This is a genomic window from Haladaptatus sp. R4 (genome assembly GCF_001625445.1).
Lineage (GTDB): Archaea > Halobacteriota > Halobacteria > Halobacteriales > Haladaptataceae > Haladaptatus.
On the sequence record NZ_LWHG01000011.1, the window covers coordinates 95,309 to 119,066 of the forward strand.

The window sequence follows — 23,758 nt, forward strand, 5'->3', positions numbered from 1 at the left end:
TCAGAAGTTCACCGTGTCGCGGATGCCTTCCTTGATGCGCGTCGGCTCGGGCAGGTAGTAGTCTTCGAGGCTGTACAGCGGGAACGGCGTGTCGAAGCCGGTGATGCGCTCGACGGGAGCCTCCTGGTAGAGCAGAGCCTCCTCCTGAATCGTCGCCGCGATTTCCCCGGCGAGGCCGCCCGTCTTGGGTGCCTCGTGGACGACCGCCGCGCGGCCGGTCTTCTTGAACGACTCGACGATGGTGTCCGTGTCGAGCGGCGAAACGGTTCGAAGGTCGACGACTTCCACGTCGATTTCGTCCTCCAACTCCTCCGCGGCTTCCATCGTCGGGCGGGTCATCGCACCCCACGTGAACACGGAGATGTCGGTCCCTTCGCGGCGCACTGCGGCCTCACCCAGCGGAACCTCGTAGGACTCCGTCGGGACTTCGTCGCGGAACGCGCGGTAGATGAGCTTCGGTTCGAGGAAGATGACCGGGTCCGGGTCACGGATGGCCGAGGTGAGCAGCCCCTTCGTGTCGTACGGCGTGCTCGGCATGACGACTTTGAGACCGGGCTGGTGGCTGTAGAACGCCTCCATCGACTCGGAGTGGTGTTCCGGCGCTCGGATACCGCCACCGTAGGGCGCACGAACGACCATCGGGCAGGTGAATCGGCCGCGCGAACGCGTCCGAAGACGGGCCGCGTGCGAGACGATCTGATCGAATGCCGGGTACATGAACCCGGAGAACTGCAGTTCCGGGACGGGTTTCAGGCCGTAAGCGGCCATTCCGATGGCGGTTCCGACGATGCCGGACTCCGCGAGCGGCGTGTCGATGACGCGGTCGTCGCCGAACTCATCGTAGAGTCCCTCGGTGGCGCGGAACACGCCGCCGTTCTTCCCGACGTCCTCACCCATCACGACGACGTCCTCGTCCTGCTTCATTTCAGTGTACAGCCCGTCGCGGACTGCCTGCACGAGCGTGAGATTTTCCGATTCGGTAGTTGCCTGACTCATAATTTACTCCTCCAGAAGCGTTTCGTCTCCGTACTGCTCTCGGAGATGCTCGAACGATTCCATCTGTTCGCGAAGCCGCCGTGGCATCTCCGCGTAGACGTTGTTGAAGATCTCCACGGCGTCCGGGCGTTCGACTGCCTCGGCCGCGTCGATCGCGTCGGCAACGTCCTGTTTGACGCCCTCGTCGATTTCCTCGACGTCCGACTCGTCCAATCGACCCGTGTTCAGGAGGAACTTCTCCATCCGCGGGATCGGGTCCTTCTTCTTCCACTCCGCGACTTTGTCGTCGTCACGGTAGACGGTCGGGTCGTCGGCGGTCGTGTGGGCTCCGAAACGATACTGAACCGCTTCGATGAGCGTCGGTCGCCGCTCGCCTTCGTCGGGGTTCTTGGCCTTCTCGACGGCTTCCTTCGTCACCTTGTAGACGGCGAGGGGGTCCATCCCATCGACCTGGACGCCTTCGAAGCCGTAGGCCTGTGCCTTCTGGGCGATGGTCGCGCTCGCGGTCTGGCGCTCGCGCGGCACTGAAATCGCCCACTGGTTGTTGTTACAGAAGAAAACCGATGGGGTGTCGAAGACACCCGCAAAGTTCAGCCCTTCGTGGAAGTCTCCCTCGCTCGTCGCGCCGTCACCGAAGTAACAGAGGAAGGCTTTGTCTTCACCTTTGAGTTTCGAGGCCCACGCCGCGCCGGTCGCGTGCGGAATTTGCGTGGCAATCGGCACCGCGACGGTGAAGATGTTGGCGTCGTCCGGGATGTGGTTGCCCGCTTCGTGGCCCATCCAGTAGAGCATGGTCTGTTTGAGCGAGAGACCACGGACGAGTGCCGCACCGTGTTCACGGTAACTCGGGAACATCCAGTCGTCGTCGGAGAGCGCGGAAACGCTCGCGATTTGTGCGCCTTCCTGCCCCGAGAGCGGCGGGTACGTCCCCATCCGGCCCTGTCGGTTGAGGCTCACCGCTCGTTCGTCGAAGTGACGGGCGAGGCGCATCTGGCGGTACATTTCCACCAGTTCCTCGTCGGAGAGGTCCGGCACCTCCATCCCGTCCAGCACCGTGCCGTCTTCATCCAGTATCTGTACTCGGTCCTGGGGGTCTTGGTGTACGATGCTCACGATCGAACCCATCCTGACATATGCGAAAAAACTCTCGCACGCATTATAGGGTTTTCGTAATTAACTTCCCATAGGAATTCCTTCACACACTATTTCTGAAGATTTGTCTTCCGATGTGTAGTAAAATCTCCCATTTTCCCATTTCTATCCGAATTAAACTAGAATGCTGGACGTTTATGGTACCGGCCAAATTTACCAGCTGTACGGATATGTCCGTCGATGTGCTGTTTTGTACCTCATCTCCCACCTCATCCACCACCATTCGTAGCGAATCTCAGCAGCGAATCCCAGGGTACCTCTTTGCGGGTCTTTTTCCCCGCTCGTCATACCGAGAGGCCCTTCCGGGTCTCCCTCCCCGCTTCGTTTCCCCCGCTCGTTATACCGAGGCTCTTCGAGCCTCGTGGTTCGCGGTTACACCGCTCACTATACGGAGGCCCTCCGGGCCTCCCTCCTCGCTTGTTCCACACTCTTCCCGTCCCGGAGAATCGCATCGACGAACAGTTCGCCCGCCTTGTACGACGACCGAACCATCGGGCCGCTCGCACAGTAGAGGAATTCCAGTTCCTCCTCGGCGACCTCCTGCCAGGTTCTGTATTTCGCCGGATGTACGTACTCCTCGACGTCGAGGTGCATCCGTGATGGCTGGAGATACTGACCGAGCGTGACGATGTCGACGTCCGTCTCTCGCAGGTCCGAAAGCGCCTGATACACCTCGTGGTCGTACTCGCCGAGTCCCAACATCAGGCTCGTCTTCGTGTAGATATCCGACTCGCGCGTGACCTGTTCGAGCACGCCGAGACTCTGTTCGTACCCCGCTCGCGGGTCGCGGACGTGTCCTTGCAGGCGCTCTACGGTTTCGACGTTGTGCGCGATCACGTCGGGGTCCGCGTCGATTATCTTCCGAACGAGTTCCTCCTCGCCCTGGAAGTCCGGGATCAGCACTTCGACGAGGATTCCGGGATGGCGTTTCTTGATCTCTCGGATCGTCTGTGCGAAGTGTTCGGCACCTTGTCCTTCGAGGTCGTCGCGGTCGACGGACGTGAGTACCACGTAATCGAGACCGATTTCCGCGATGGCGCTCGCCACGTTCGCCGGTTCGTTCGGGTCGAGCGGTTCTCCGCCCCCGGTGTCGACGTCGCAGAAGCCACAACTGCGGGTGCACTTGTGACCCATCAGCATGAAGGTGGCCGTCCCGCCACCCTCGCTACCTCTTCCGCTCCAGCACTCCCCGAGGTTCGGGCAGTTCGCCTCCTCACAAACCGTGTGCAGATCGTGCTCCCGGAGCGTTTGTTTGATTCCCGTGAACTCCTGTCCCGACGGAGGTCGCATCTTCAACCAGTCGGGTTTGCGCCGCCCACTCATTACCAACGGGTTGGGTCCCCCACGACAAAAGGATAGGGTATCGTCCGGGGACCGTACGTATTTGGCTATCGTGTCCGTCTATCCTCCGTTTCCGGGATGGAAACGTTCGAATACCCGTGCACACCCGTGTGACAAGTAGCAAATAACAATGTCTTTGCTCTTCCTAGTTATTCCGCTATGGCTACGAATCGCGACACACAGTCCAGCGGCGGCATGCGGACGAACGGGTTGGATTGGTTCAGTATGCTCCTCGTCATCATCGGTGCGCTCAATTGGGGAATCCTCGGAATCACCGGTTTGACGGGCGCACGAATCAACGTCGTCCGTTGGGTGATGGGGCTATTGTTCTTACCCAACGTCGCTCAAATCGTTGCTGACCTCATCTACGTCGTCGTCGGTCTCGCGGGACTGTACTTCATCTACACCAGTTATAAAATCGGTCGTGCGAACAGACGGGCACGACAGCAGACAGCACAGCAGACGGAGCCACAACAAACCGAGTAACGATTTCAGCTCTCCCCGTTCTTCTTTTATATCCTTCTGCTGCAATATCTATAAATACTATCAAGATTTTATAACTCATATAACGGGATAAACCATGCTAAATGTTTCACGGGAGGAAATTACCGAGGGATCTCTGGTACGGGCCCTCCTCTTGCTCTCTGCACCGCTCATCGTGCAGAGCCTCGTCCAGGTCGTTCAACAGATCGCCGACATTTTTTGGCTTGGTCGGCTCGGAGAAAACTCGGTTGCCGCCGTCGGAATAAATTTCCCCTTAACGTCGTTCCTATTTTCGGTTTTCATGATCTCGTTCGTCGGAACACAGGTTCTCGTCTCCCAGCATGTCGGAGCGGACGAACAATCACTCGCCAGAAGGGCAGCGTTTCACGGCATATCACTCGGATTGGCCTTTGGTATCGCGCTTACCGCTTTCGTATTCGTATTCGGTAGCAGTTTCATCGATCTGTTCGGTGCCGAACCCGACGTCGCGTCGCAAGCCTTCACGTATCTTTTCGTCTTCTCGTTCGGTTTTTCGTTCATCGGGATGAGCGACTCCATCGAGGCGGGGTTTATCGGGTGGGGTGACTCACGCGCAGCGCTTTATATCAACGCCACGGCGGTCGTCGTCAACGTGATTCTCGACCCGATTCTGATCTTCGGTACCGGTATCCCGAACTTCCACGGATGGAACATCGCTGGCGCTGCGTTGGCTTCGGCCATCGGATACGGCTGTTCGTTCCTCTTGGGACTCGGCATGATGATTCGTGGCCGGAACGGGTACACGCTCACACGGAAATCGATGGTCGTTCGAGTGGAAAAGTACCGGGAGTTGTTGGATATTGGTATCCCCATGTTCGGTCAGCAGGCCGCTGGACAGGCCGTTCGCGTTCTCATTATCGGTGTCGTCACAGCCGTCGGTGGTCCGGCGTCCGTCTCCGCATACACCATCGGTGCAACCATTTCCAGCATCGCGTTCATCCCGGCTGGTAGCTTCAAACGAGCCGCTCAGAGCATCATCGGACAAAACATCGGTGCCGAGAATCCGATGCGCGCGAACAGGACGACGTGGGTCGGCGTCGTCGTCTCCGTGGTCGGCCTTTCGATAATCGGCGTGATTCAGTGGTTTATACCCGGTCTTCTGACGAACTTGTTCGTCCCCGATATTTCCCCGGCTGCGTACCAGCTCACGGTCGATTACCTTCGAATCCTCGTCTTCGGCTACTGGGCAATCGGCGCGATGAACGTCTTCAGTGCCGGGTTCAACGGTATCCGCGAGACCAAAACGACGATGATCGCCGATATGATCAAATACTGGGTGATTCGCCTCCCGATCGCTGTTATCGGTGTTTTCTGGCTTCACTACGACGTACATGCCGTCTTCTGGGCCGTCACCATCTCGAACTGCGTCGCTGCGGTTGGCTTCGGCGCGTACTACTACTACCGAACGACCGACGGTATGACCCAGCGCGCAGTGCGGGACATCAGTGGTTCCGTGGACGATTGAGACGCTCGTTTCACGCCGTTTCGACCGGGTTATTATTGTGTCGTCATATCGTCATCGCTCGCCGGTTGAAAGGGGAAAGAATGGGAGCGCGGAGCGTGTAACCGCGTCCGAAAAGAACCACCCAGACTACTTAAAGACACGGTGGGCAGGGTGAAAGTGAAATCAGTAGCAAGCAGGGAGGAGATTCCGTTGTCTGACGATTGGCAGACGCTGACGTCTGACGGTCGTCGTACATAAATCAAATGGTCGTTCGCACGTGTACATTTTCCTCCTCTATGAACCGCCGAACTCGGCTTTCAAACGTATCATTCCCCGGCCACGAAATCGTCTCTTCGACGTTTAGCTTCACCGGGTCACCCACGTACACGTTGATTCCGTCCTGAACCTGGACCCGACAGTAGAGACCGTGCGACACTCCTTCGTAGTTATCCAAGGCGTGGATGTCGCTCGTCTCTAGCAACCGCCCCTCCGTCTCGCCACCCGGCACGAGCGTCGGATAGCGCCCTTCGACGCGATGTAACCCGACGAGCGTGGCCTCTTCGACGAATTCGAACTGCTCGACTACGACCCCGACACGCTCGGGGTCGGTCAACGTCCCATAGACGAATACCCTCATGAGGTGGTCCACGGAGAATCGTGAGTTAGTCCTGCTGGCTAGCTTCGCCGTTCACGATGGTTACTGTCGAGATCGGAAAAAGGGAAAGTGGTAGGGTGATTGAGAACAATAGTCATCCCATATGACCGACTCGAATTTCGATACGACCGGTATCGATGGCCCGCACGCGGGGCAACCCGTCGTCACCTCGGGTGCGCCGCTTCCCGATGCAACGGCGGCGATGGTGCTGGTCCACGGTCGGGGTGCAACCGCTCGAAGTATTCTCGAACTCGCGAACGAGTTCGAGTACGACGAAGTTGCGTTCATCGCGCCACAAGCGGCACACAACACGTGGTATCCGCAGTCGTTTCTCGCACCGCTCGAATCGAACCAACCGCATCTCTCGTCCGCGCTGGAACTCCTCGGAACGCTCGTTTCCGACGTCAAATCCGCCGGGATACCGTCGGAGCGGACGTTCTTACTCGGGTTCTCACAGGGCGCTTGTTTGACGAGCGAGTTCGTCGCGCGGAACGCACGCGAGTACGGTGGCGTCGCGGCGTTCAGCGGTGGTCTCATCGGACCGGATGGCACACCACGCGAGTACGAAGGCTCGCTCGATGGCACTCTCGTCTACCTCGGCTGTGGCGACAGCGATCCGCACATCCCCGTAGAGCGTGTGCACGAAACCGAAGAGGTACTGACGGGATTGGACGGTTCCGTTACCGAGCGCATCTTCGATGGGATGGGACACGGCGTCGTCCAGGAAGAAGTCGCCCACGTCGACCGAATGCTCAACAGCCTTCTCAACGACTGACCGTCTCCTCGATACCGTTCATTCCGTATCGATTACGACCACCGTGGTTACTGGTCGAAGTTATCCATCCCGAAAAGGTACCCGCAAATCGGTAACCGGCGCGATATCTGCGCGATGTCTGCGCGTCGTCAGCGATCGTCGATCCGTCTTATCGCTCGTCGATGGGGACGAATTCGAGGTCCTTGTCGCCGGTGTACTTCGCACGCGGGCGGATGAGGCGGTTGTCGTCGTACTGTTCCAGCACGTGTGCGATCCAGCCACCGACGCGCGAGAGCGCGAAGATGGGCGTGTAGATGTCGATGGGGATTCCCATCTGGTAGTACGTCGATGCCGAGTAGAAGTCCACGTTCGGCGCGAGGCCCTTCTCCTCTTTCATGTAGTCCTCGATGGCGACGGACATCTCGTACCATTTCGTGTCGCCTGCGGCCTCGCCGAGTTCCTCGCTCTGCTCGCTGAGGATTTTCGCGCGGGGGTCCTTCACGTTGTAGACGCGGTGGCCGAAGCCAGCGACGCGTCGTCCCTCGTCGAGGGCGTTGTCGATCCACTCGGTGGCGTCCCGGTCGCTGTCGTCGACCTCCTTCAGCATCCGCATGACGTTGGCGTTCGCGCCGCCGTGAAGCGAACCGGAGAGCGTTCCGATTGCGCTCGTCACGGCGCTGTGTAGGTCCGCGAGCGTGCTCGCCGTGACCATCGCCGAGAACGTCGAGGCGTTCAGGCCGTGGTCCGCGTGGAGCACGAGCGCTTGGTCGAACACGTCCGCGAGCACGTCGTCCGGCTCCTCGTCGTTGAGCATGTAGAGGAAGTTCGCCGCGTGCCCGAGGTCGGTCCGAGGTTCGACCGGTTCGTCCCCGTTTCGGATGCGCGTGAACGCCGCGAGGATGGTCGGGACTTTTGCGGTGATGCGACGACCCTTCCGGAGGTTCGCCTCGCGGTCTGCCGGGTCGCTTTCGGCATCGTCGGGGTCGTACGTCGCCAGCATCGAGACGGCGGTACGGAGCGCTCCCATCGGTTCCGAGTCCGATTCGGCGAGTTCGCGGACGGTCTCCATGACCCCATCGTCCACTTCGCGCGCCTCGGACATCTCGTCGCTGAACGCGTCGAGTTCGTCACGAGTCGGCAGTTCACCGTGCCAAAGGAGATACAAGACTTCCTCGTAACTCGCGCCACGAGCGAGGTCTTCTATCGTGTAGCCGCGGTAGATGAGCTTTCCTTCGTCACCATTGATGTGACTCAGTGCTGACTCCGCAACGACAACGCCCTCCAAGCCTTTTTTAACCTCGTCTGCCATGTCATGATGATTCTCGGGGTAGGCGCAAAAGGATTATCTTTCGTGGTCGTTCCACCGAGACCGCCACGAGAGCTGTCACGGCGGTTCGTGAACGGATTTGTCTGGAGTGTTATGGATGTGACATTCGTGGCCGTTCGATTCGTCAGCGGTCGTTCAGTTCTTCATTGAACGTCACTCCGTTCTATCCGCACTGTTGGCGTACCCCGGCGGCGGTGGTAACTCGACCACGTTCGTTTCCTTGCGGTCGTGTGGAATTCTCGCTTCCAGTTCCGTTTTCAGCGCCGAATTTCCGCCAACGATGTCGCTCACGCCCACCATCACGGTTCCTGGAAGTTCCGGTGGCTCGAAGTGCTCCCGGCAGGCCGCACCGATTTCCCTCTCCGCCTCGGGGAGCAGGTCCTCGCGGACGTACCATCGTATCATCGTGGTGTCACCGAGTCGCCCATCGCAGTGCTCGCGGAGGAACCGGTCGAAAAACGATAGCACCCTCTCGGCTTGCTCTTTCGGCGTGTCGCCCGGTCCGATGACACCGTCCATCTGCACGTAGTCGTAGTCTTCGTGTCGCGTTTTCACCGCGGTTACGGTGACGGCATCGTCTCCCCTTCCCTTTCGTCTGAACACCGTCTTTTCCATGACGATGGTTACGAGCTAAAAAGTATAATATTTTGTCACCAATCGGTGCTATCCGCGTTTCGACGACGTGCGGTCGTTTCGGAGACGGTTCCGTTTCAAAACACGAGACGCAGCACGCCGATGACGACACCGGCGGCGACGAGACCCGCTCCCCAGAGCATCGAACCGCCGGGGGCGGCACCGATGAGAAACGAGACGATACCCGAGATGATGAGCGAGACGCTCGCGTGGCTTCGTAGTGACATGGGATTTCATTGGTGGCTCACTTAAAAAATCGGCTGGCACAATACGAAAGCAATTCAAGTAGGGCCGTCTTTCCTCGTCGGATTCTTCGGACGAAGCGACCCCTCTACCGAGTCGTTCACTCGTCCGAATCGCTTCCGGCGAGCAGGTCGCTCGCCGAGAGGAGCGCTTCCATCTCGACGTCCGCGTCGGCCAGATTCTCGCGGCCGCCTTCCTCCCGGTCAACGACGACGAGGATTTTGTTCACTTCCGCACCGGCGTCGCGCAGGGCCTCCACGGCGTCGACCGCGCTCTGTCCCGTCGTGACGATGTCTTCGAGAACGACGACTTCCTCGCCCTCGTCCAGTCGGCCTTCGACGAGGTTGGCCGTCCCGTACTCCTTCTGTTTCTTTCGAGCGATGACGTAGGGAGTGTCCGTCTCGACGCTCGTCACGGCCACGAGCGGGACCGCACCGAGGGCCACACCCGCCAATTTCGTCCCGTCGAGGCGCTCCGCGAAGGCTTCCGCGATGAGCGAGAGACAGTGTGGGTCGGTCTCGAAGAGGTATTTGTCCACGTAGTAGTCGCTCGTCCCGCCGTGGGAGAGTTCGAATTCGCCGTACTGGACGGCGTCCGCCGCACGCAAGGCCTCGATGAGTTCCTGATTCGCCATGTGCGAGTCGGGGCGGCGAGGCGGGTTAAAAGTAGTACTTTTCCGGCGCTCTCACGGTCGGTTCGTCCCTACCGGTGTTCGTTCTTGAGTCACCACGGTTCGTTCTTGAGTCACCACGGTTCGTTCTTGAGTCCGAGCGCGTACGCGATGCCGTTCGTCACGAGGTGGAGGAGCGGCGTCAACACGAACACGACGACGAGGACAGGGAGGTCGAACGTGTCGAGCGTCCACGTCGGCGCGGCGAGTAGGGTGAGCAGGAGCGACATCACGACGAAGTCGAGTTGGTCGATGCCCGGGAACGCCGCGCCGCGTTCCCGCCCCATCCGTCGCTTCAGGAACGACGCGGTCATGTCGCCGAGCATTGCACCCGCGGGCAAGGCGATAACGGCGGCGAGAGGAAATTTGAGGGGAAGCGTTACGCCCAGTGTGCTCGCGACGGGAGAATGAATCGCGTTGAGAATCAGCGCGAGTATCGCCCCGGCGACAATTCCCGCGGCCGTTCCGCGCCACGTCTTTCCGTCGCCGAGCAGTCGCTTGCCGTTCCACGTCCGTCCGCCGTCGATAGGCGCACCGCCGCCAGCGAGCACCGCGAAGTTGTTCGGTACGTAGGCGGGCAACATCGCCCATACCGCGACGACGATAGTTTCGAACACGTCCACGCCGGAACCAGTCATATCGGGATAGATACTCTCCGGGTCTTAAGTCTCCATGGTCTGGAGCGGAATCGTTGGCGGTGGATTCCGGTAGTTGCCGTGAGTACAATATACAATGATAAGGTACGGGGGCTCAAAGTACAAGCCATGATACCACCGATTGCCAGTCGGTTCGTGGCTGGTGAAACGCAGCGGAGGCGCTGGAATACACGCGGGATCTGAATCAGCGGAACGTTAGCGTTATCCTGAACCTCCTCGGCGAGCACTACCACGAACGGGGTCCGGCGGACGAGGACGCCGAGGTGTATCTTCAACTGCTCGAAGACATCGAGCGCTCGGACCTCTCGGCTTGCGTTTCGGTCAAACCGTCACAGGTCGGCTTGGACGTCGGTACGAACGTCTACCACGAGAACATGGAGCGAATCGCGGACGCGGCCGACGACACGTTCGTCTGGATAGACATGGAAGACCACACGACGACCGACGCGACCCTCGACATCTTCGAAGACCTCACCCGCGAACACGACGGTGGCATCGGCGTCTGTGTGCAGGCGAACCTCAAACGAACAGAAAAGGACCTCGAACGCCTCGCCGACCTCCCCGGCAAAGTCCGACTGGTAAAAGGTGCCTACGACGAACCGCCAGAACTCGCGTACAAGCAAAAAGAGCGCGTCAACGCCGCCTACCGCGAATATCTGGAGTTCATGTTCGAGGAATTCGACGACGGAATCGCCGTCGGAAGCCACGACCCCGCGATGATAGAGTACGCGAAGGAACTCCACGAGGAACACGGTACGGACTTCGAAATCCAGATGCTGATGGGTGTGCGCGACGACGCACAGTACGAACTCGCACAGGAGTACGAGGTCTGGCAGTACGTTCCGTACGGTGGCAAATGGATGTCGTATTTCTATCGCCGCGTGATGGAACGTAAGGAGAACCTGCTGTTCGCGGCGCGTGCTGTCCTCGGCAGATAGTCAAAAACGTTGCAACTAGTTTATATTCCTGCAACCAAACGCTACACCCAAATGTCTTCGTGGAAACGTGACGCCGCCAGCGGTCTCATCGTTTTGGCCCCCCTGTTGGTCTCTGCGTACATCATCGCGTGGCTGTTCATGAAAATCGCCGGGTTGCCGTTCCTAGTGGGTCTTAGCAGCTTCGAGTACTTCGGTGGTGCCATCACTATTCCCGGCGTTCTCGTCCGCGTCGGCATCGTCCTCGCCGTGTTCACCGCGCTCGTCTTCAGCATCGGCTATCTCATGCGGACGACGCTGGGAAGCGTGATGGAAAACACCATCGACGGCATCATGAATCGTGTCCCCGGCCTCCGCATCATCTACAACGCATCGAAGATGGCCGCCGAAACCGCTCTTTCCGACACCAACCAACTCCAGAAACCCGTCAAAATCGAGACGTGGAACGGTCTCCGCATGACGGCGTTCAAAACCGGGAAACAAGCCGAAGACGGCCGCGAACTCCTCTTCTTGCCGACTGCCCCGAACATCACGACCGGATTCGTCATCGAAGTCGAACAGTCCGAGATCACCGAGACGGACGAAACCGACGAGGACGCCCTCACCCGAATCCTCAGCGCCGGATTCGGCGAAAACAGCAACGAGGGGATTCCGATAAACGTCACCGACGAAGCGAGTGACAGACAAGAAACCCCGCCGTCGCCCTGAGTTCCACGACACCGTTCTCCCTTCGTCTCGAAACGTGACACTGTCGAGTAAAATCTGCCATCCTTTTGGGGATCGAACGAGTGTCGTTTCGTATGGAATGTCCCGAGTGTGATGGCGAGCGACGACCCTTCGCCGTCCCGTCCGACCTCCGTGAGAACGTTCCGTTCCGATCGGATACGGTCCTCCTCTGTACGCGTTGTCTCGCCTTCGAACCGACCGACGACGAAACGGAACTGGCGAACTACGCCACGATCAGCGACGAACTCCCGGACGACCCGAACACGGCCGCAGCGATGGCTCTCGCAACCGCTTTCCTCTCCTCGCTCGCGCTCCATCGTCAGCATATCGACGCGCTGTTCGACTACGTGGAGGCGAACGGGGTCGATCCGCTGCTCGTCCTCGACCGACTCGCTGACGACCCGGAACTACAACCGAACTTCGACATCGAATCGCGTCGCCAACAACTGCTCCAACTGCGGGACTGATCCCTTCAAGCCTCAACTTTCATCATCCCAACCCACAATTATGGAGATATGCCGAACGATTGCATCTTCTGTCAGATCGTCGCCGGAGACATCCCGAGTAAAACCGTGTACGAGGACGACTCCGTCCTCGCGTTCCTCGACGTGAACCCGCTCGCGCCGGGCCACACGCTCGTCATCACGAAGGACCACTACGAGACGTTGAGCGACCTCCCCGAGGATACCGCAACGGACCTCTTTTCGGCGCTCCACGAACTCACGCCCGCCGTCGAGACCGCAGTGGACGCCGATGCGAGTAACGTCGCGTTCAACAACGGGGAAGCGTCGGGACAGGAAGTTCCGCACATCCACGGACACATCATTCCGCGGTTCGAGGACGACGGCGGTAAGCCGATCCACGCAGTCGCGGGGGACCGCCCGGACCTCTCCGACGATGAACTGGACGAGATCGCCGCCGACATCAGCGGCAGTCAATAACTGTATCTTTTTATACCATTACGGATACATTTCGATTCGAACACGTGAAACGAACTGCCGCATTCGTCGGTGCGACCGGTGGAGCCGGGACCACACGCCTCTGTCTCGAAACGGCCGCCATCCTCTCTCACGTCGGACACGACGTGGTGATTCTAGATGCCGCCTTCGGCACGCAAGGGTTGTCCCGCCACGTTCCCCATCGTATCGACACCGACATCACTGCACTGCTGATAGACGACCACGGAACGGACGAGGAGTTCTCCGACGCGCTCATCGATCATCCGGTCGAAACCACGGGCCAACTCTCACTGTGTCCGGCGTATGCACCCTTCGAACGCATCGCTCGCGCCAAAACCGTAGACGCCGCTCAAGCGTTGGAAACACTCGTCGAACGGGCCAGCGACGACTTCGACCACGTCATCATCGATACCCCACCCGTCGCCGCGAATCAAGCTGTTGCGGCCGTCAACGCGGCTGACACCGTCGCCGTCGTCGCTCCGGCGTCCCGACGCGGAGCGGACGCCGTTCAGGGAGTTCGCGGCCGTCTCGCCGACCTCGGAACGGACGCGGACACAGTTCTCGCCAATCGCGCCGAATCCCCGGACGAGGACCATCTGGGGGATGTTCCGACGATTCCGACGAGCGACGCGACCGCAGTCGAATCGATTCCAGCGAGCGCGCCCGAACTCGACACCTCGTTTTCACCTGCAATCGTCGCCGCCACTGAAGTCGTGTTCGACACGTCGCTCGATGTCGAATTTCCGGAGGAGGGATTGCTCGACATCGACCCGGATGACTACCTTCCGGAGTCACTCCGGTAATAATTTCATCGTCGACGGATCGCCAGCGGATTCTCACAGCAAGTCGCCGACGTCGCTCATCGTCTCGGCTAACACGTCCCTCTTTTCCACACTGGCGTGTCCGTCGAACGCCAACGCGCCTTCGACCGTTTCCGCCGCTCCGTCCAACGGCTCGTGCGTTTCGATGAACGTCGCCAGTGCGAACTCGGTTTCGCTCGCCCCCGAGAGCGTGAACGCTTCCGACCGGGAGAGGTTCGCTGAAAGCCAATCCCGAACGAGTTCGTGACCCATCGACGAGAGTGGGGAGACCCCGTTCACGCCGAGCAGGTGAAGCGTCTTCGCCGCCGTCATGGGGGCGACGCCAGCACGACGAGCGCTTTCACCGACAGATGCTCCTGCAGCGTGTGCTTCCACGATGCATACCGCCATTTCCGTCTCGCACGGCAACGCATCACTGAACGCCGCCAGCCGATCGTGGAGGTCCCGCTCCGTGTCATCCACGGTTGCGATGCCGTGATTCTTCTGCTTGGCTGTGACCTCCAGCCCGGCGGCGATATCCGACAGCGCCATGTGTACTCCTCGTCCCTTCCTTGACTTTAATGTTTGTGACAAGTATCAAATTTGGTAATTGTGTCCCGCAACGTACCGGTAACCGGTACGTTCCTCCCGTCCAAATCGGGTTCGTTTCCCGAATTCGACGTTCGTTTAAATACCATCTCGGACGAAGTTTCACTTGTGATGAGTACGACACAACACCTCACTGAAGCGTGTCCCGAATGTCATAGCCGAGTCCGCACGCGCGGTTCGGAAACCGTCTGCACCGAATGCGGCCTCGTCGTCGCCGAGGACAACCTCGACCGGGGTCCGGAGTGGCGGTCGTTCGACGATGACGACACCGACCGTAAGCGCACTGGCGCGCCGCTCACGCGCTCCCGCCACGACCGGGGACTGACGACCGAGATCGGGTACAAAAACAGCAGCGTCCGGCTGACGGGCCGCAAACGACGCCGCGTGATGCGCATGCGTCGTCAGCACAACCGCGCCAGAATCTCCTCCAAGGCCGAGCGAAATCGCGTCTACGGCTTCACCGAAATCCGTCGGCTCGTCGGTGCGCTCCAACTGTCCGTGAACATCCGTGACCGTGCTTGCGTGCTGTTCGAATCCGCACAAGGCGAAGACCTTCTTCGTGGGCGCTCGATAGAGGGCTTCGCCTCTGCGGCGGTGTACGCGACGTGCCGAACGTCGGCCGTCTCCCGTACGCTGGACGAAATCGTCGAGCGTGCCCGCGCCGACCGCTCGGAACTGACCGCGGCCTACGACGCACTGAACCGAGAACTCGGTCTTCCCGTCGGTCCGATCGATCCGCGCGAGTACCTGCCGCGATTCGCCAGTCGACTCAACCTCTCGATGGTGAGCGAACGACGCGCCGAAACGCTCGTCACGAAGGCGGAACGGGAGAACCTCATTAGCGGTCGCAATCCCAGCGGCGTGGCCGCCGCGTGTCTCTACGCAGCGGCTCGCGACTGTGACGAACGTGTCACCCAACGTGCCGCCGCAGAAGTCGCCGACGTAACGCCCGTCACGCTTCGCTCGACGTATCACGACCTCCGGGAGTAAATCGCCCGTCCGAGTTCCGCGAACCGTTCTCTTGTATCGCTTTCCGGCGCAGCGGTTGCTACGGGGCGTCCGTGCCGCTGTGCGTCCGCAATCACACTCGATTCCGGCAGCGTCGTCACTGGCGCGCCGAGCGTCCGTTCGACGATTTCGGTCGGTGGATCGTCCCGCACTCGATTCAGTACGACGCCACACAGTCCCGCACCGAGTTCCCGCGCGAGCACCTTCGTTCGAACCGCGTCCGCCAACGCGAACCGTCGCGGAACCGTCACGAGGACACAGCTATCCGCCGCAACCAACGGAAGTCCCGCGTCGGCCGACATCCCTGCCGGACAGTCGATTATCACGTGGTCGTATTCGTCGGCGACCTGCTCTACCGCGCCGACGACCCCCGTCACGTCACATGCACGTGCTCCCGCCAACGTACGGCCACACGGGAGCATCGACACACCACCGACGGTCGAAACCGCCTCCAGTGGTTCCGCACGTCCGGCGAGTACATCGTGTAAATCCGGGCCGTGGCACGTCGGCAAGTCCGCCATTGCGAGGTCGGCATCGACCACAACACCGCCGAGTTCCGCTCCGAGATTCAACGAGACGGTCGATTTTCCGACGCCACCCTTGCCTCCCGTTACTGCCAAGATCATATCTTCCTCCCGACGGTGTGCGTCTCCCGTGCTGCTGCAATCCGTTCCCGTACCGTATCGACCCGTTTTGCAACCGAATCGAGCGTTCGTCCATCGGCTTCGAGTTTCCGTCTCAACTCCTGCTCACGAGTCCGATCGTTCACATCCTTCGCCCCCATTTTTCCCTCGTTGGCTTCGTATCGCTCCGTTCGCGTCTCGATACCCGACAGCCACGCCTCGACCTCGTCGGGGAGTTTCGTCGGGTGTGGCATCGGTACCACGTCCGCAGGCGGTCGAGCATCACCCAGTGCTCGGACGACACCCGTCGCTGTCGGTTCGATTTCTAGTTCCTCATCGATCATTCCTCGCTCCGTGTCGCTCGCCGACGGTTCCGTCCTCGGCGCTCGTTCGGTCCACACGATTTCCGCAGGCGGTGACTCTTGATTTGGGCCGGTCGCTACCGCGTAGCCAAGGGCGCGCCGTTCGTCCGCCGCGACGACACCTTCGAACCCGCCTTCGTCCCACCCCGCTTCCGGAACGCCGTTCCGTCGCGGCGGTCGTATCTCACCATCGAGCCGGTTCCCGATACGAATTCTCACGGGAACCGTCGTCGTGTTTTCGACCACCAGTTCGACCAGCGTGACGGTTTCGACCCTCCCGTTCTCCTCGTTTACCGTCCAGTGAAGCGTCACCATGCCCCGGGTTGGTCCCGTCTTCGTTCTTAAACCTGTAGTACGGGTGCATCGAGACACTCAGCGGCGCGTTTTGACGTGTCGAAGCGGTTACACGCCAGTACGATCGGTGCTCGAACTCGCGCCACGCGAGCGATTGCAAGCGCGGCAGTCACTGGATCTCCTTCGAACGTTCCCGGATCGGTCGTCCGCCCTCGTCCCGGAACTGCTTTGATCGCTGAATCGAACCGCTCGTGAGTCCGTCGAACCAAGTGACGACGGGCACTCCGTTCGAGGTTCTCCTTCCGGTCGTGGAGACGCAATCGTTGTTCCCGAGCATTCCTCGCGGCTTGTTGGCGTTTTCGGGCCGCTTCGAGGGTCTGCTCGGCGGCAATACGTTTCGTCTCCAGTTCGGCTAACTCCCGCGTCATCCTCTGGAGGTCGGATTCAGCGTCGTTGGAATCTCCCTCGACCTCCCGAAGGGCCTGTACGCGTCCACGAAGCGCCGCGACCTGTTCTCGCAACCTGGTTTCCGATCCGCTCGCGTCCGCGACCCGTCTCCGTTCCGCGCGGAGCGAGACATCGCCGATATCGAGCGAGCACATTCGTGCTTCGATGTGTGCTATCTCTTCGTCCTGCGGTGCGTTCATACCGATCGAACGGGCGGCGGCGGCCAATGCTGGTCGAGGACGGATCGACATCCCTGACTCGATACAACCGATGTACCGGTGTATCGGACCCGGGTCTCCACAGACAATACTGATTTCCCCCGTTTCGGTGCCCGACCGAACTGCCGCTACGATTTCCTCCGTCGCTACTGACTTTCCCGAGAGGTCGACTGCCCTTCCCCGAAACGTGCCGTTCTCCGTTTCGACGTTCATAATTCCGCGTTTCGCATCGCATCCGGCGACGGATGCTCGGTTCCCATGGAGAACTTCTCGTACGGCGTACTCGATTTGTCGCGCTTTTCGTACGCGCTGGCTGCCGAACGGATTGTTTCCGGCACATCACGAAACTCGTTCAGCGGTTCGGTGCGTTCCAGTTGTACATCGGCCCCGTGCTTCTCGTACAACCGAAGCGCGAGGAATGCACCCAACTCCGTCGATTCCAGGAGCGCTGCCCGCCCAAACCGCCTGACAACGCACGTTTCATGCGTCGTACAGACGTTCCGGAGCGTCTGCCGAGCGGCACGGGAGTACGTAATTATCAGCAACACACCATTCATTGGTGGATGATATGTTTTAAAATTAACTACCGCGTTCTCACGTTCCACTCGTTGCCATCGAATTCGGCAACGGCGTCGAACAGTGTTTTCAGCGTATTGACGGTTTGTGAGTCGTGGGCGTCCGGGTCGAGATGGAAGTGTGCGGTCACGTCCGCGGTAGTGAATCGACCGGTGAGGACGTGTAGAAACTTGTAGACGGTTTGAACGTCGGAGTACTGGAGCAGTGCCGTCAACGAGTGAAAACAGGCTACGGTCTTGTTGCCGTCTCCGTGCCATTGTTGGAGCACTTCGCTGATTTTGATACCAAGCCCGGTCAAATCACCGGGATTCGAGAGCGTGTCGATGACTGCGTCGGTCGGCGTTTCTCCCATCGATGCCGACGTTGCAACCGATCGTACCGTCTCCCCGACACTGAGGAATCGGAGGTTCGCGGGACGACCACCCGCATGAGCGAGCCAATCCTGTAGACATGCATCCGGTGAGCGTGTAAAAGTAACCCAGAGGACGTCTTCCTGTTCCGGTGGTGTCTTCGTGAGCATGTCGATACATGCTTCGTCGGTTTCCGAACGCATGGAGGGAGCGAGAACGAGAATACTGGCTTCGTCATCGAGCGCTGCCGAAACCCTACTCATCTCGGGTTGTCCTCGACGACGTTGTGCGTGCTCGCTACGTTGTCCATCCCGTACCATCGCTCGTGTATCATAGAGCCACCTGCATTATTATGGATTTAATAAACTTCTCGACACCTGTCGACCATGTCTCATCTGATACACCCTCGCACACGCGCAGTTGTTACTGTTCTACTATATCCAGAGCATGTTTATCTAGTTTTCTATCTCTGCTATATTATCGTTTATTGATACCCTTGATATCGAATTCTACCGTCTCGTCGTCGAGCAGTTCGGCTACCCGCTCGGTTGCTTCCGTTTTCGATTCCGCGACGACGGTGATTCCCGTTGCCCGTTCGTCGCCACACGCTCGATACACGGACAGATCACGTTCCGCTTCGAATTCGGTAGCGTACGTTTGCAAGACCGTCAGTACTCGTCGCTGTGTCTCACGTAACTCGTCCTCTCCGGATTCGAAATCCGAAAGTGCATTCTCTATATTTCTGAGTGCGGAGATTCGATCCATCTTACGTCGTTCGAAGATGATTCGTCGATGGCTCGTAGACCTCCCCTTTCTGTTTCAGCTTGTCGATCTCGTGTTCCGCCTTCGACGGGTCCATGTTGATCTCTTCCGCCCGATCGAGGACGACATCGACCGGTGCGCCATCGTCGTACTCCTCCTCGATACTCGCAATGAGCTGTTTGATGTTCTTGATTCGATCCCGTTGCGTTTTCGAGGTTCCCGTTTCCACCACGTCGGCGTCGAACTGCCCGGTTTCGGGGTCCACGCCGATATCTTGCATACAGGACCGAGCGATTTCGATGACGCGATCGGCGTCCTCCTGTTCGACCGTATCCGAAAGTCGAACGCGTGCGCTCGCCTCGGCGAGGCGGACGAGTGCCTCCAGTTTTCGGGCCGTGACCGGAATCGGCGCGTCCTCGTCCACCCCTTTCGACCGTAAATCCACGTAGAAGTCTTGAATCGCCTGCTGGGCCTCCGTACTCATCGTCGGATAGACGTTCGATTTCGAATAGGCGATGTACTTCCGCAGGAGTTCGGCGTCGATGGCCGGAGCCACCTCCTCGGTCTGGCTGTTGACCTGCTCTTCCGTGATGTTCGGCGCGTTGATTTCGGTTCGCTGTGTGTTCAACTCGCCCGCGAAGTTGGTCTGAAGGATGTGTTCCGCGAGTTGTGAGTCGTGATCCGGGTCCGGTTTGTCCGTCACCGTAAAAATCAGGTCGAACCGTGAGATGAGCGCCGGTTCGAGGTTGATCTGTTCGGCGATGGATTCGTACTGGTCGAACCGCCCGTACTTCGGGTTCGCTGCGCCCAGAAGCGAACAACGGGATTTTAACGTCGCGTTGATCCCGGCTTTGCTCACGCTGATCTTCTGCTGTTCCAGTCCCTCGTGCATCGCGGAACGTCCTCCGGACGCATCTTGTCCAACTCGTCCACCGCCGCGATACCCTTGTCCGCGAGGACGAGCGCACCGGCTTCGAGCGTCCACTGCTGGCCGTCCCCGAAGTCGTCGCGGACCGCCGCCGCCGTCAGCCCTGCCGAGGACGAACCCTTCCCGGAGGTGTAGACGGAACGCGGCGCAATATGTTGTATATATGACAACATCTGGGAGTTATGTGAGACGATGTTGTTCGTGAGATAGTTGTGCGTCCCTTCGATTTCGAGGTCGTACACCCACTCGTACTCAGGTGTGAGTTCTTCGACGGATTCGATTTTGTCCCACGAGATATCGCTCTCGGCTAGCCGACGTAGCGCATTCACATCCCCCGTGACTTCCAGTGCTTCGTCGATTCGATCGAGAACGACTTCCTTCGCATCAGCAACGTGCCCGCCATCCGGAGCGACCGCGTTTCGTTCATAGTAACTGATGGCCGTCTGCGTAACAGACATCTCGTCGGACAATTCCTTCTGCGAGATATCTAACTCGTCACGGACGGCGCTGATTTCGTCCCAGTTCCCATTTTCGATCCGCCTTCTGACATCTGCAAGCCAATCGCACCTGGTTTCGAACGCCGTAACTACTTTTTCGAGACTGGTTCGACTGGGATTTCTATCGCCCCGTTCGTAGTGTTGATACGTCGTCCGCGGCACACCACAGTCAAACTGCGATAGTGCGAGTGACTCCCGTACTGTTTGAAGTTCGTCAGACGTAACTGGAATTACATCGCGGTTCGTATTACCGATCGTCCCGTCAAACTCCATTGCTGTGAGCGGTTTTCTATCGGTAACGAATCCGATGTTCTCGACGTACGTTTCGAACTGTTTTCCACCGATCCGAAGCCGATAGCTCCCGTTTTTGCGTTCTTGGAGCGATGTCTCGATTCCCTCCGCGAGTAACAGACTTCGAACGTTTTCCAGTAGTATCTCGCTTGTCGATGCGACTGTAATTTCCCTCTGTGTCACCGAAACGTGGCACTCCGAATCGATGTACGCTTTCAGGAACGCCTGTTTGACTTCCGAACTTGCTCGCATGAGCGCGTCCGGAACTCGTTGGTTCGAGGATGACTCTAGAATCGATGGTTCGAAGCTCCGGAGGAAACTCACGAACTCGCCGGAGGAACACATCACCTCTTTCGCCGACTTTCCGTCGTGTGACTCTCGGATCGTGTAATTCAGCTTTAGCCGGTCGAGTGCATCGCACGCATCCTCTAGTATCTCGGCGTCGTTGTTCGTGATCGACACGAATCCAGTGTTGTTCTCTCGAAGCTCGACGTACCCTTCTGCGATGATATAGCCGATCAGCCGTGCGAGAGATGGAGTCCATTTCTCCGGAGGATCGAGCCGAATTGCGTTATGCGATTTGGACCGGCGGTACTCGACATCGAGTTCATCGTTGGATTCGGTTGGTATCTTTCTCGGAGTTGCGATGAAATCTCCATCTTTCAATTGCTCCGCCCGCTCCGCTATGAACTCCCCATTGGATTGTACGAACAACGGATGTGAAGGAGTTATTTCGAGTTCCGTTCCGCTTTCGGTGCGAACTCGGTACATCGTTTCCGGCGCTTCTCGTTTCCACACCTTCGTTGCGTGCTGTTCCCCAACCGTCCCATCGTCTTGCATCGATGGCACCGTGATATCAACCTCATCGTAAACGCCGTCGTCTATCGGTTTCGGGTCACTCAGATTCTCTTCTACGAGTTCTCGAATCCGGACTTCACGACCGTCTGCAAGCGTGACGTTCGTGTCCCCTTTAACACATTTACCCGTACCAGGGTCACCGATTAAAAGCATGTGCAGGTCGCCGCGAATTCGCGACCCGTCGGGGAGGTGCTTGGTCACACCGGAGAACAACTGGAGGATCATCGCCAACTTCTCCTGCTCGTAGCCGTAGATGGCCGGGGCGATGGATTCGACCATCTGCTCGTAGATGTCACCCTCGTTCGAGAGTTCGATGATTTCCTGTTTGTCCTCGTCGGTGATGTCCATGTCCTCGAACTCCTCGTCCTCGATTTCGACCGAGACACCGTCCATGTAGACGTCGAAGACGGCGGACTTCTCCTGGCCGTTCCCTTGCTGTTCGAGGTGGAGTATTCCCGTCACGATGACGTGGTCTCCGGGGGAAACCTGTCCCGTGATGTCGTCCTCGATGTGGATGTCGATGCTCTGTGGAGTTTCACCGCCGCGAAGCCCTTCCGGACTCTCTTGGACGCGAATCTTCTGCGAGTCGATGAACTCGGACTGGTCGAAGTTGATGCGAAACGGTCCTTGCCGTTCACAGCCCTGACATTCGTGCGGTTCTTGAAAGTCTCCACCCGCCTGCGGGATGTGCGTTAGCGTTCCACAGCGTTGACATTCGAACGCTGCTTCCTGAATCTTCGGTCGCACGCCGGTCGCCTTGCGGACGATTCCTTGTACGCTCACCATCGTGTTGACGTGCCGGGCACGGATCGCGCGGATATCCGTGTGTTCCGGCAGTCCACGAAGGCGGACGTGCGCTTGCCCGAGACTCACGTCTACGGGAAGGTCGTACAGACGGAGCGCTTCCTCGGCGTACTCCTGTAACTGCTGTGGTTGGGCGAGATAGTCGTCGGCGATGTCCGCATCGTATCGGTAGAGGTCATCCCAATCGACGTGCAACGAACGCTTTTCGTTGGGATACTGCTGGGCCAGATCCCCGATCTGGTCGCTGTAGTATCGCCGATAGAACTGCTCGAACCGATCTATCAGTTCCGTATTTTCCGCGCGAGCCATTCATGGGTCTTTGGTGCTCGATCGGGTAAGAAGTTTCGCAAATTACCGTCAAGCGTGAGCCACCGGTACCGACTCGAAATCCCGGACTAGTTCCGGAATCGATCCGGGGAGATACACCACGTTTTCGGTCCCGAGTCGAACACGAACGACCTCTCCATCCGCCTCCATCCCGCACAGCAGTCGACTCACGCTCGACCGCGACCACCCCGTTTCGGTGATGATCTCCTGCTGGCGCATTTCGCCGTCCCGCGCCGCCAGCAACTCCGTGACGTGCACCTCCGGTGTCCGACCCGTTTCGAACGCGAACTCCTCCATCGTCCACCGTCCCTCTCGTTCTTCCTGTTCCGACTCCTCCCTCCGTTCACTCATTTCCCTCTCGTCGCTCGACAGCCTTCGCTTCAACCACTGCATGATTATTTCTCCGATTCCCTGTTTTGAACCAAGATTTCCCATCTCAGGACACTGTTACGTATTACCAAAGCATAAGTTATGTGGTGATTTTATAAACACCCGCCCGGGGATTATATCTCGCATACCTACCGCCGAAGAACACTCGATTTGCATAAACAACTTGCATATGCAACCACACGTGGCACCTCCCCATGAACGCAACCCCCACAGGCATGTTTGGACCACTCGGACCACTCACTGTCGGCAAGAAGGCCGCCAAGTTCGGCTATCGGCGCTTCGGTAAGAAAGGTGCCGTCGTGTTCGGTATCGGTGCCGTCGGCGGCTATCTCGTCCTCAGAAAGAAGGTCAAATCGATGCTGAAAGGAGAAGTGACTGATTCCAGTTCATCCGGCGAACAGACTGGAAAGAGCGAAGGGACAGCATAAGCTTCAACTCTTTTTCTTGCATCCCTCGCGGCGTTGCCGTTCGCATCGAGGCGCTTTGCGCCTCGCAGTCGCTCACGGTATAGTCGTCCAAGAATGGGATCGCCCGGATTTGAACCGGGGTTATCGGCACCCAAGGCCGAAAGGATACCAAGCTACCCCACGATCCCGTACCT

Annotated in this window: 28 protein-coding genes, 1 tRNA gene and 1 pseudogene; 10 read left to right on the forward strand and 20 right to left on the reverse strand. The window is 58.9% G+C overall.

Translation table 11 applies throughout. The features are described from left to right. From A4G99_RS04155 to lipA, 3 genes are all read right to left on the reverse strand, one after another. On the reverse strand, positions 1 to 996 hold the full coding sequence (locus A4G99_RS04155) for an alpha-ketoacid dehydrogenase subunit beta (RefSeq protein WP_066139787.1): 996 nt from the start codon (positions 994 to 996) through the stop codon (positions 1 to 3). A 3-nt stretch (positions 997 to 999) separates the two neighbouring features. Continuing rightward, a complete protein-coding gene (gene pdhA, locus A4G99_RS04160; protein WP_394337439.1) occupies positions 1,000 to 2,121 on the reverse strand; it encodes a pyruvate dehydrogenase (acetyl-transferring) E1 component subunit alpha in 1,122 nt (373 codons plus the stop codon). Between the two features lie 411 nt (positions 2,122 to 2,532). Next, on the reverse strand, positions 2,533 to 3,471 hold the full coding sequence (lipA, locus tag A4G99_RS04165) for a lipoyl synthase (protein ID WP_066139791.1): 939 nt from the start codon (positions 3,469 to 3,471) through the stop codon (positions 2,533 to 2,535). Positions 3,472 to 3,648: 177 nt separating this feature from the next. Here lipA and A4G99_RS04170 point away from each other — a divergent pair, with 177 nt between their 5' ends. Next, the gene (locus tag A4G99_RS04170; protein WP_066139794.1) at positions 3,649 to 3,975 is read left to right on the forward strand and encodes a DUF378 domain-containing protein; all 327 of its coding nucleotides are present in this window, start codon (positions 3,649 to 3,651) and stop codon (positions 3,973 to 3,975) included. Between the two features lie 94 nt (positions 3,976 to 4,069). After that, complete coding sequence (locus tag A4G99_RS04175; protein WP_066139797.1) at positions 4,070 to 5,476, forward strand: MATE family efflux transporter; 1,407 nt, start codon at positions 4,070 to 4,072, stop codon at positions 5,474 to 5,476. Positions 5,477 to 5,714: 238 nt separating this feature from the next. Here A4G99_RS04175 and A4G99_RS04180 read toward each other — a convergent pair whose 3' ends face one another. Further along, positions 5,715 to 6,092, reverse strand: a complete 378-nt coding sequence (locus A4G99_RS04180) for a gamma-glutamylcyclotransferase (protein WP_066142297.1) — start codon at positions 6,090 to 6,092, stop codon at positions 5,715 to 5,717. A 121-nt stretch (positions 6,093 to 6,213) separates the two neighbouring features. Between A4G99_RS04180 and A4G99_RS04185 the strand changes: the two genes are divergently transcribed. Further along, complete coding sequence (locus A4G99_RS04185; RefSeq protein WP_066139800.1) at positions 6,214 to 6,885, forward strand: alpha/beta hydrolase; 672 nt, start codon at positions 6,214 to 6,216, stop codon at positions 6,883 to 6,885. 148 nt (positions 6,886 to 7,033) lie between these two features. Here A4G99_RS04185 and citZ read toward each other — a convergent pair whose 3' ends face one another. From citZ to A4G99_RS04205, 5 genes are all read right to left on the reverse strand, one after another. Continuing rightward, complete coding sequence (gene citZ / locus A4G99_RS04190; protein WP_066139803.1) at positions 7,034 to 8,173, reverse strand: citrate synthase; 1,140 nt, start codon at positions 8,171 to 8,173, stop codon at positions 7,034 to 7,036. A 171-nt stretch (positions 8,174 to 8,344) separates the two neighbouring features. Then, positions 8,345 to 8,806 (reverse strand): RidA family protein, encoded by a 462-nt coding sequence (locus A4G99_RS04195; protein WP_066139806.1) that lies wholly within the window; start codon positions 8,804 to 8,806, stop codon positions 8,345 to 8,347. Positions 8,807 to 8,901: 95 nt separating this feature from the next. Beyond that, on the reverse strand, positions 8,902 to 9,051 hold the full coding sequence (locus tag A4G99_RS25685; RefSeq protein WP_190303682.1) for a hypothetical protein: 150 nt from the start codon (positions 9,049 to 9,051) through the stop codon (positions 8,902 to 8,904). A 116-nt stretch (positions 9,052 to 9,167) separates the two neighbouring features. Continuing rightward, positions 9,168 to 9,701, reverse strand: coding sequence for an orotate phosphoribosyltransferase (gene pyrE / locus A4G99_RS04200; protein WP_066139809.1), 534 nt, complete (start codon positions 9,699 to 9,701; stop codon positions 9,168 to 9,170). Between the two features lie 110 nt (positions 9,702 to 9,811). Next, on the reverse strand, positions 9,812 to 10,375 hold the full coding sequence (locus A4G99_RS04205) for a CDP-2,3-bis-(O-geranylgeranyl)-sn-glycerol synthase (protein WP_066139811.1): 564 nt from the start codon (positions 10,373 to 10,375) through the stop codon (positions 9,812 to 9,814). A gap of 126 nt (positions 10,376 to 10,501) precedes the next feature. Between A4G99_RS04205 and A4G99_RS04210 the strand changes: the two are divergent. From A4G99_RS04210 to A4G99_RS04230, 5 genes and pseudogenes are all read left to right on the forward strand, one after another. After that, a pseudogene (locus A4G99_RS04210) lies at positions 10,502 to 11,331 on the forward strand (proline dehydrogenase family protein). A gap of 51 nt (positions 11,332 to 11,382) precedes the next feature. Then, positions 11,383 to 12,036, forward strand: a complete 654-nt coding sequence (locus A4G99_RS04215) for a DUF502 domain-containing protein (protein WP_066139814.1) — start codon at positions 11,383 to 11,385, stop codon at positions 12,034 to 12,036. A gap of 92 nt (positions 12,037 to 12,128) precedes the next feature. Then, entirely contained in the window at positions 12,129 to 12,521 is a 393-nt protein-coding gene (locus A4G99_RS04220) for a DUF6276 family protein (protein WP_066139816.1), read from the forward strand. A 48-nt stretch (positions 12,522 to 12,569) separates the two neighbouring features. Next, on the forward strand, positions 12,570 to 12,995 hold the full coding sequence (locus A4G99_RS04225; RefSeq protein WP_066139820.1) for an HIT family protein: 426 nt from the start codon (positions 12,570 to 12,572) through the stop codon (positions 12,993 to 12,995). A 44-nt stretch (positions 12,996 to 13,039) separates the two neighbouring features. Continuing rightward, positions 13,040 to 13,816, forward strand: coding sequence for a ParA family protein (locus A4G99_RS04230; protein WP_066139823.1), 777 nt, complete (start codon positions 13,040 to 13,042; stop codon positions 13,814 to 13,816). A 33-nt stretch (positions 13,817 to 13,849) separates the two neighbouring features. Here the strand turns inward: A4G99_RS04230 and A4G99_RS04235 are convergent, their stop codons facing one another. Then, positions 13,850 to 14,365, reverse strand: a complete 516-nt coding sequence (locus A4G99_RS04235) for a hypothetical protein (RefSeq protein ID WP_066139826.1) — start codon at positions 14,363 to 14,365, stop codon at positions 13,850 to 13,852. 168 nt (positions 14,366 to 14,533) lie between these two features. Here A4G99_RS04235 and A4G99_RS04240 point away from each other — a divergent pair, with 168 nt between their 5' ends. Continuing rightward, entirely contained in the window at positions 14,534 to 15,412 is an 879-nt protein-coding gene (locus tag A4G99_RS04240) for a transcription initiation factor IIB family protein (RefSeq protein WP_066142300.1), read from the forward strand. Here the strand turns inward: A4G99_RS04240 and A4G99_RS04245 are convergent. The 9 genes from A4G99_RS04245 to A4G99_RS04280 form a co-directional block, all read right to left on the reverse strand. Then, entirely contained in the window at positions 15,394 to 16,056 is a 663-nt protein-coding gene (locus tag A4G99_RS04245; RefSeq protein ID WP_066139829.1) for a P-loop NTPase, read from the reverse strand. The genes A4G99_RS04240 and A4G99_RS04245 overlap by 19 nt on opposite strands. Beyond that, the gene (locus A4G99_RS04250) at positions 16,053 to 16,730 is read right to left on the reverse strand and encodes a hypothetical protein (protein ID WP_066139832.1); all 678 of its coding nucleotides are present in this window, start codon (positions 16,728 to 16,730) and stop codon (positions 16,053 to 16,055) included. The genes A4G99_RS04245 and A4G99_RS04250 overlap by 4 nt, the downstream gene beginning before the upstream one ends. A 26-nt stretch (positions 16,731 to 16,756) precedes the next feature. Next, positions 16,757 to 17,587: a hypothetical protein gene (locus A4G99_RS04255; protein WP_066139835.1), complete on the reverse strand. Its 831-nt coding sequence runs from the start codon at positions 17,585 to 17,587 to the stop codon at positions 16,757 to 16,759. Beyond that, positions 17,584 to 17,922 carry a hypothetical protein gene (locus tag A4G99_RS04260; protein ID WP_066142302.1) on the reverse strand — a complete coding sequence of 113 codons (339 nt, stop codon included), beginning with the start codon at positions 17,920 to 17,922 and terminating at the stop codon, positions 17,584 to 17,586. The genes A4G99_RS04255 and A4G99_RS04260 overlap by 4 nt, the downstream gene beginning before the upstream one ends. A 35-nt stretch (positions 17,923 to 17,957) precedes the next feature. Continuing rightward, positions 17,958 to 18,563 carry a hypothetical protein gene (locus A4G99_RS04265; RefSeq protein ID WP_066139838.1) on the reverse strand — a complete coding sequence of 202 codons (606 nt, stop codon included), beginning with the start codon at positions 18,561 to 18,563 and terminating at the stop codon, positions 17,958 to 17,960. A 214-nt stretch (positions 18,564 to 18,777) separates the two neighbouring features. Beyond that, complete coding sequence (locus A4G99_RS04270) at positions 18,778 to 19,065, reverse strand: hypothetical protein (RefSeq protein ID WP_066139841.1); 288 nt, start codon at positions 19,063 to 19,065, stop codon at positions 18,778 to 18,780. Between the two features lies 1 nt (position 19,066). Next, positions 19,067 to 19,954, reverse strand: coding sequence for a minichromosome maintenance protein MCM (locus A4G99_RS28565; RefSeq protein WP_082837701.1), 888 nt, complete (start codon positions 19,952 to 19,954; stop codon positions 19,067 to 19,069). Next, complete coding sequence (locus tag A4G99_RS04275; protein ID WP_082837702.1) at positions 19,918 to 22,749, reverse strand: LAGLIDADG family homing endonuclease; 2,832 nt, start codon at positions 22,747 to 22,749, stop codon at positions 19,918 to 19,920. Before A4G99_RS04275 ends, A4G99_RS28565 begins: the two co-directional genes overlap by 37 nt. A gap of 48 nt (positions 22,750 to 22,797) precedes the next feature. Next, positions 22,798 to 23,118: a helix-turn-helix domain-containing protein gene (locus tag A4G99_RS04280; protein ID WP_190303683.1), complete on the reverse strand. Its 321-nt coding sequence runs from the start codon at positions 23,116 to 23,118 to the stop codon at positions 22,798 to 22,800. 233 nt (positions 23,119 to 23,351) lie between these two features. On the opposite strand from A4G99_RS04280, the gene A4G99_RS04285 reads away from it, so the two are divergent. Further along, positions 23,352 to 23,585, forward strand: a complete 234-nt coding sequence (locus A4G99_RS04285; RefSeq protein ID WP_223301715.1) for a hypothetical protein — start codon at positions 23,352 to 23,354, stop codon at positions 23,583 to 23,585. A 94-nt stretch (positions 23,586 to 23,679) separates the two neighbouring features. Here the strand turns inward: A4G99_RS04285 and A4G99_RS04290 are convergent. Beyond that, a tRNA-Pro gene (locus tag A4G99_RS04290) sits at positions 23,680 to 23,752 on the reverse strand. Between the last annotated feature and the right edge of the window lie 6 nt (positions 23,753 to 23,758).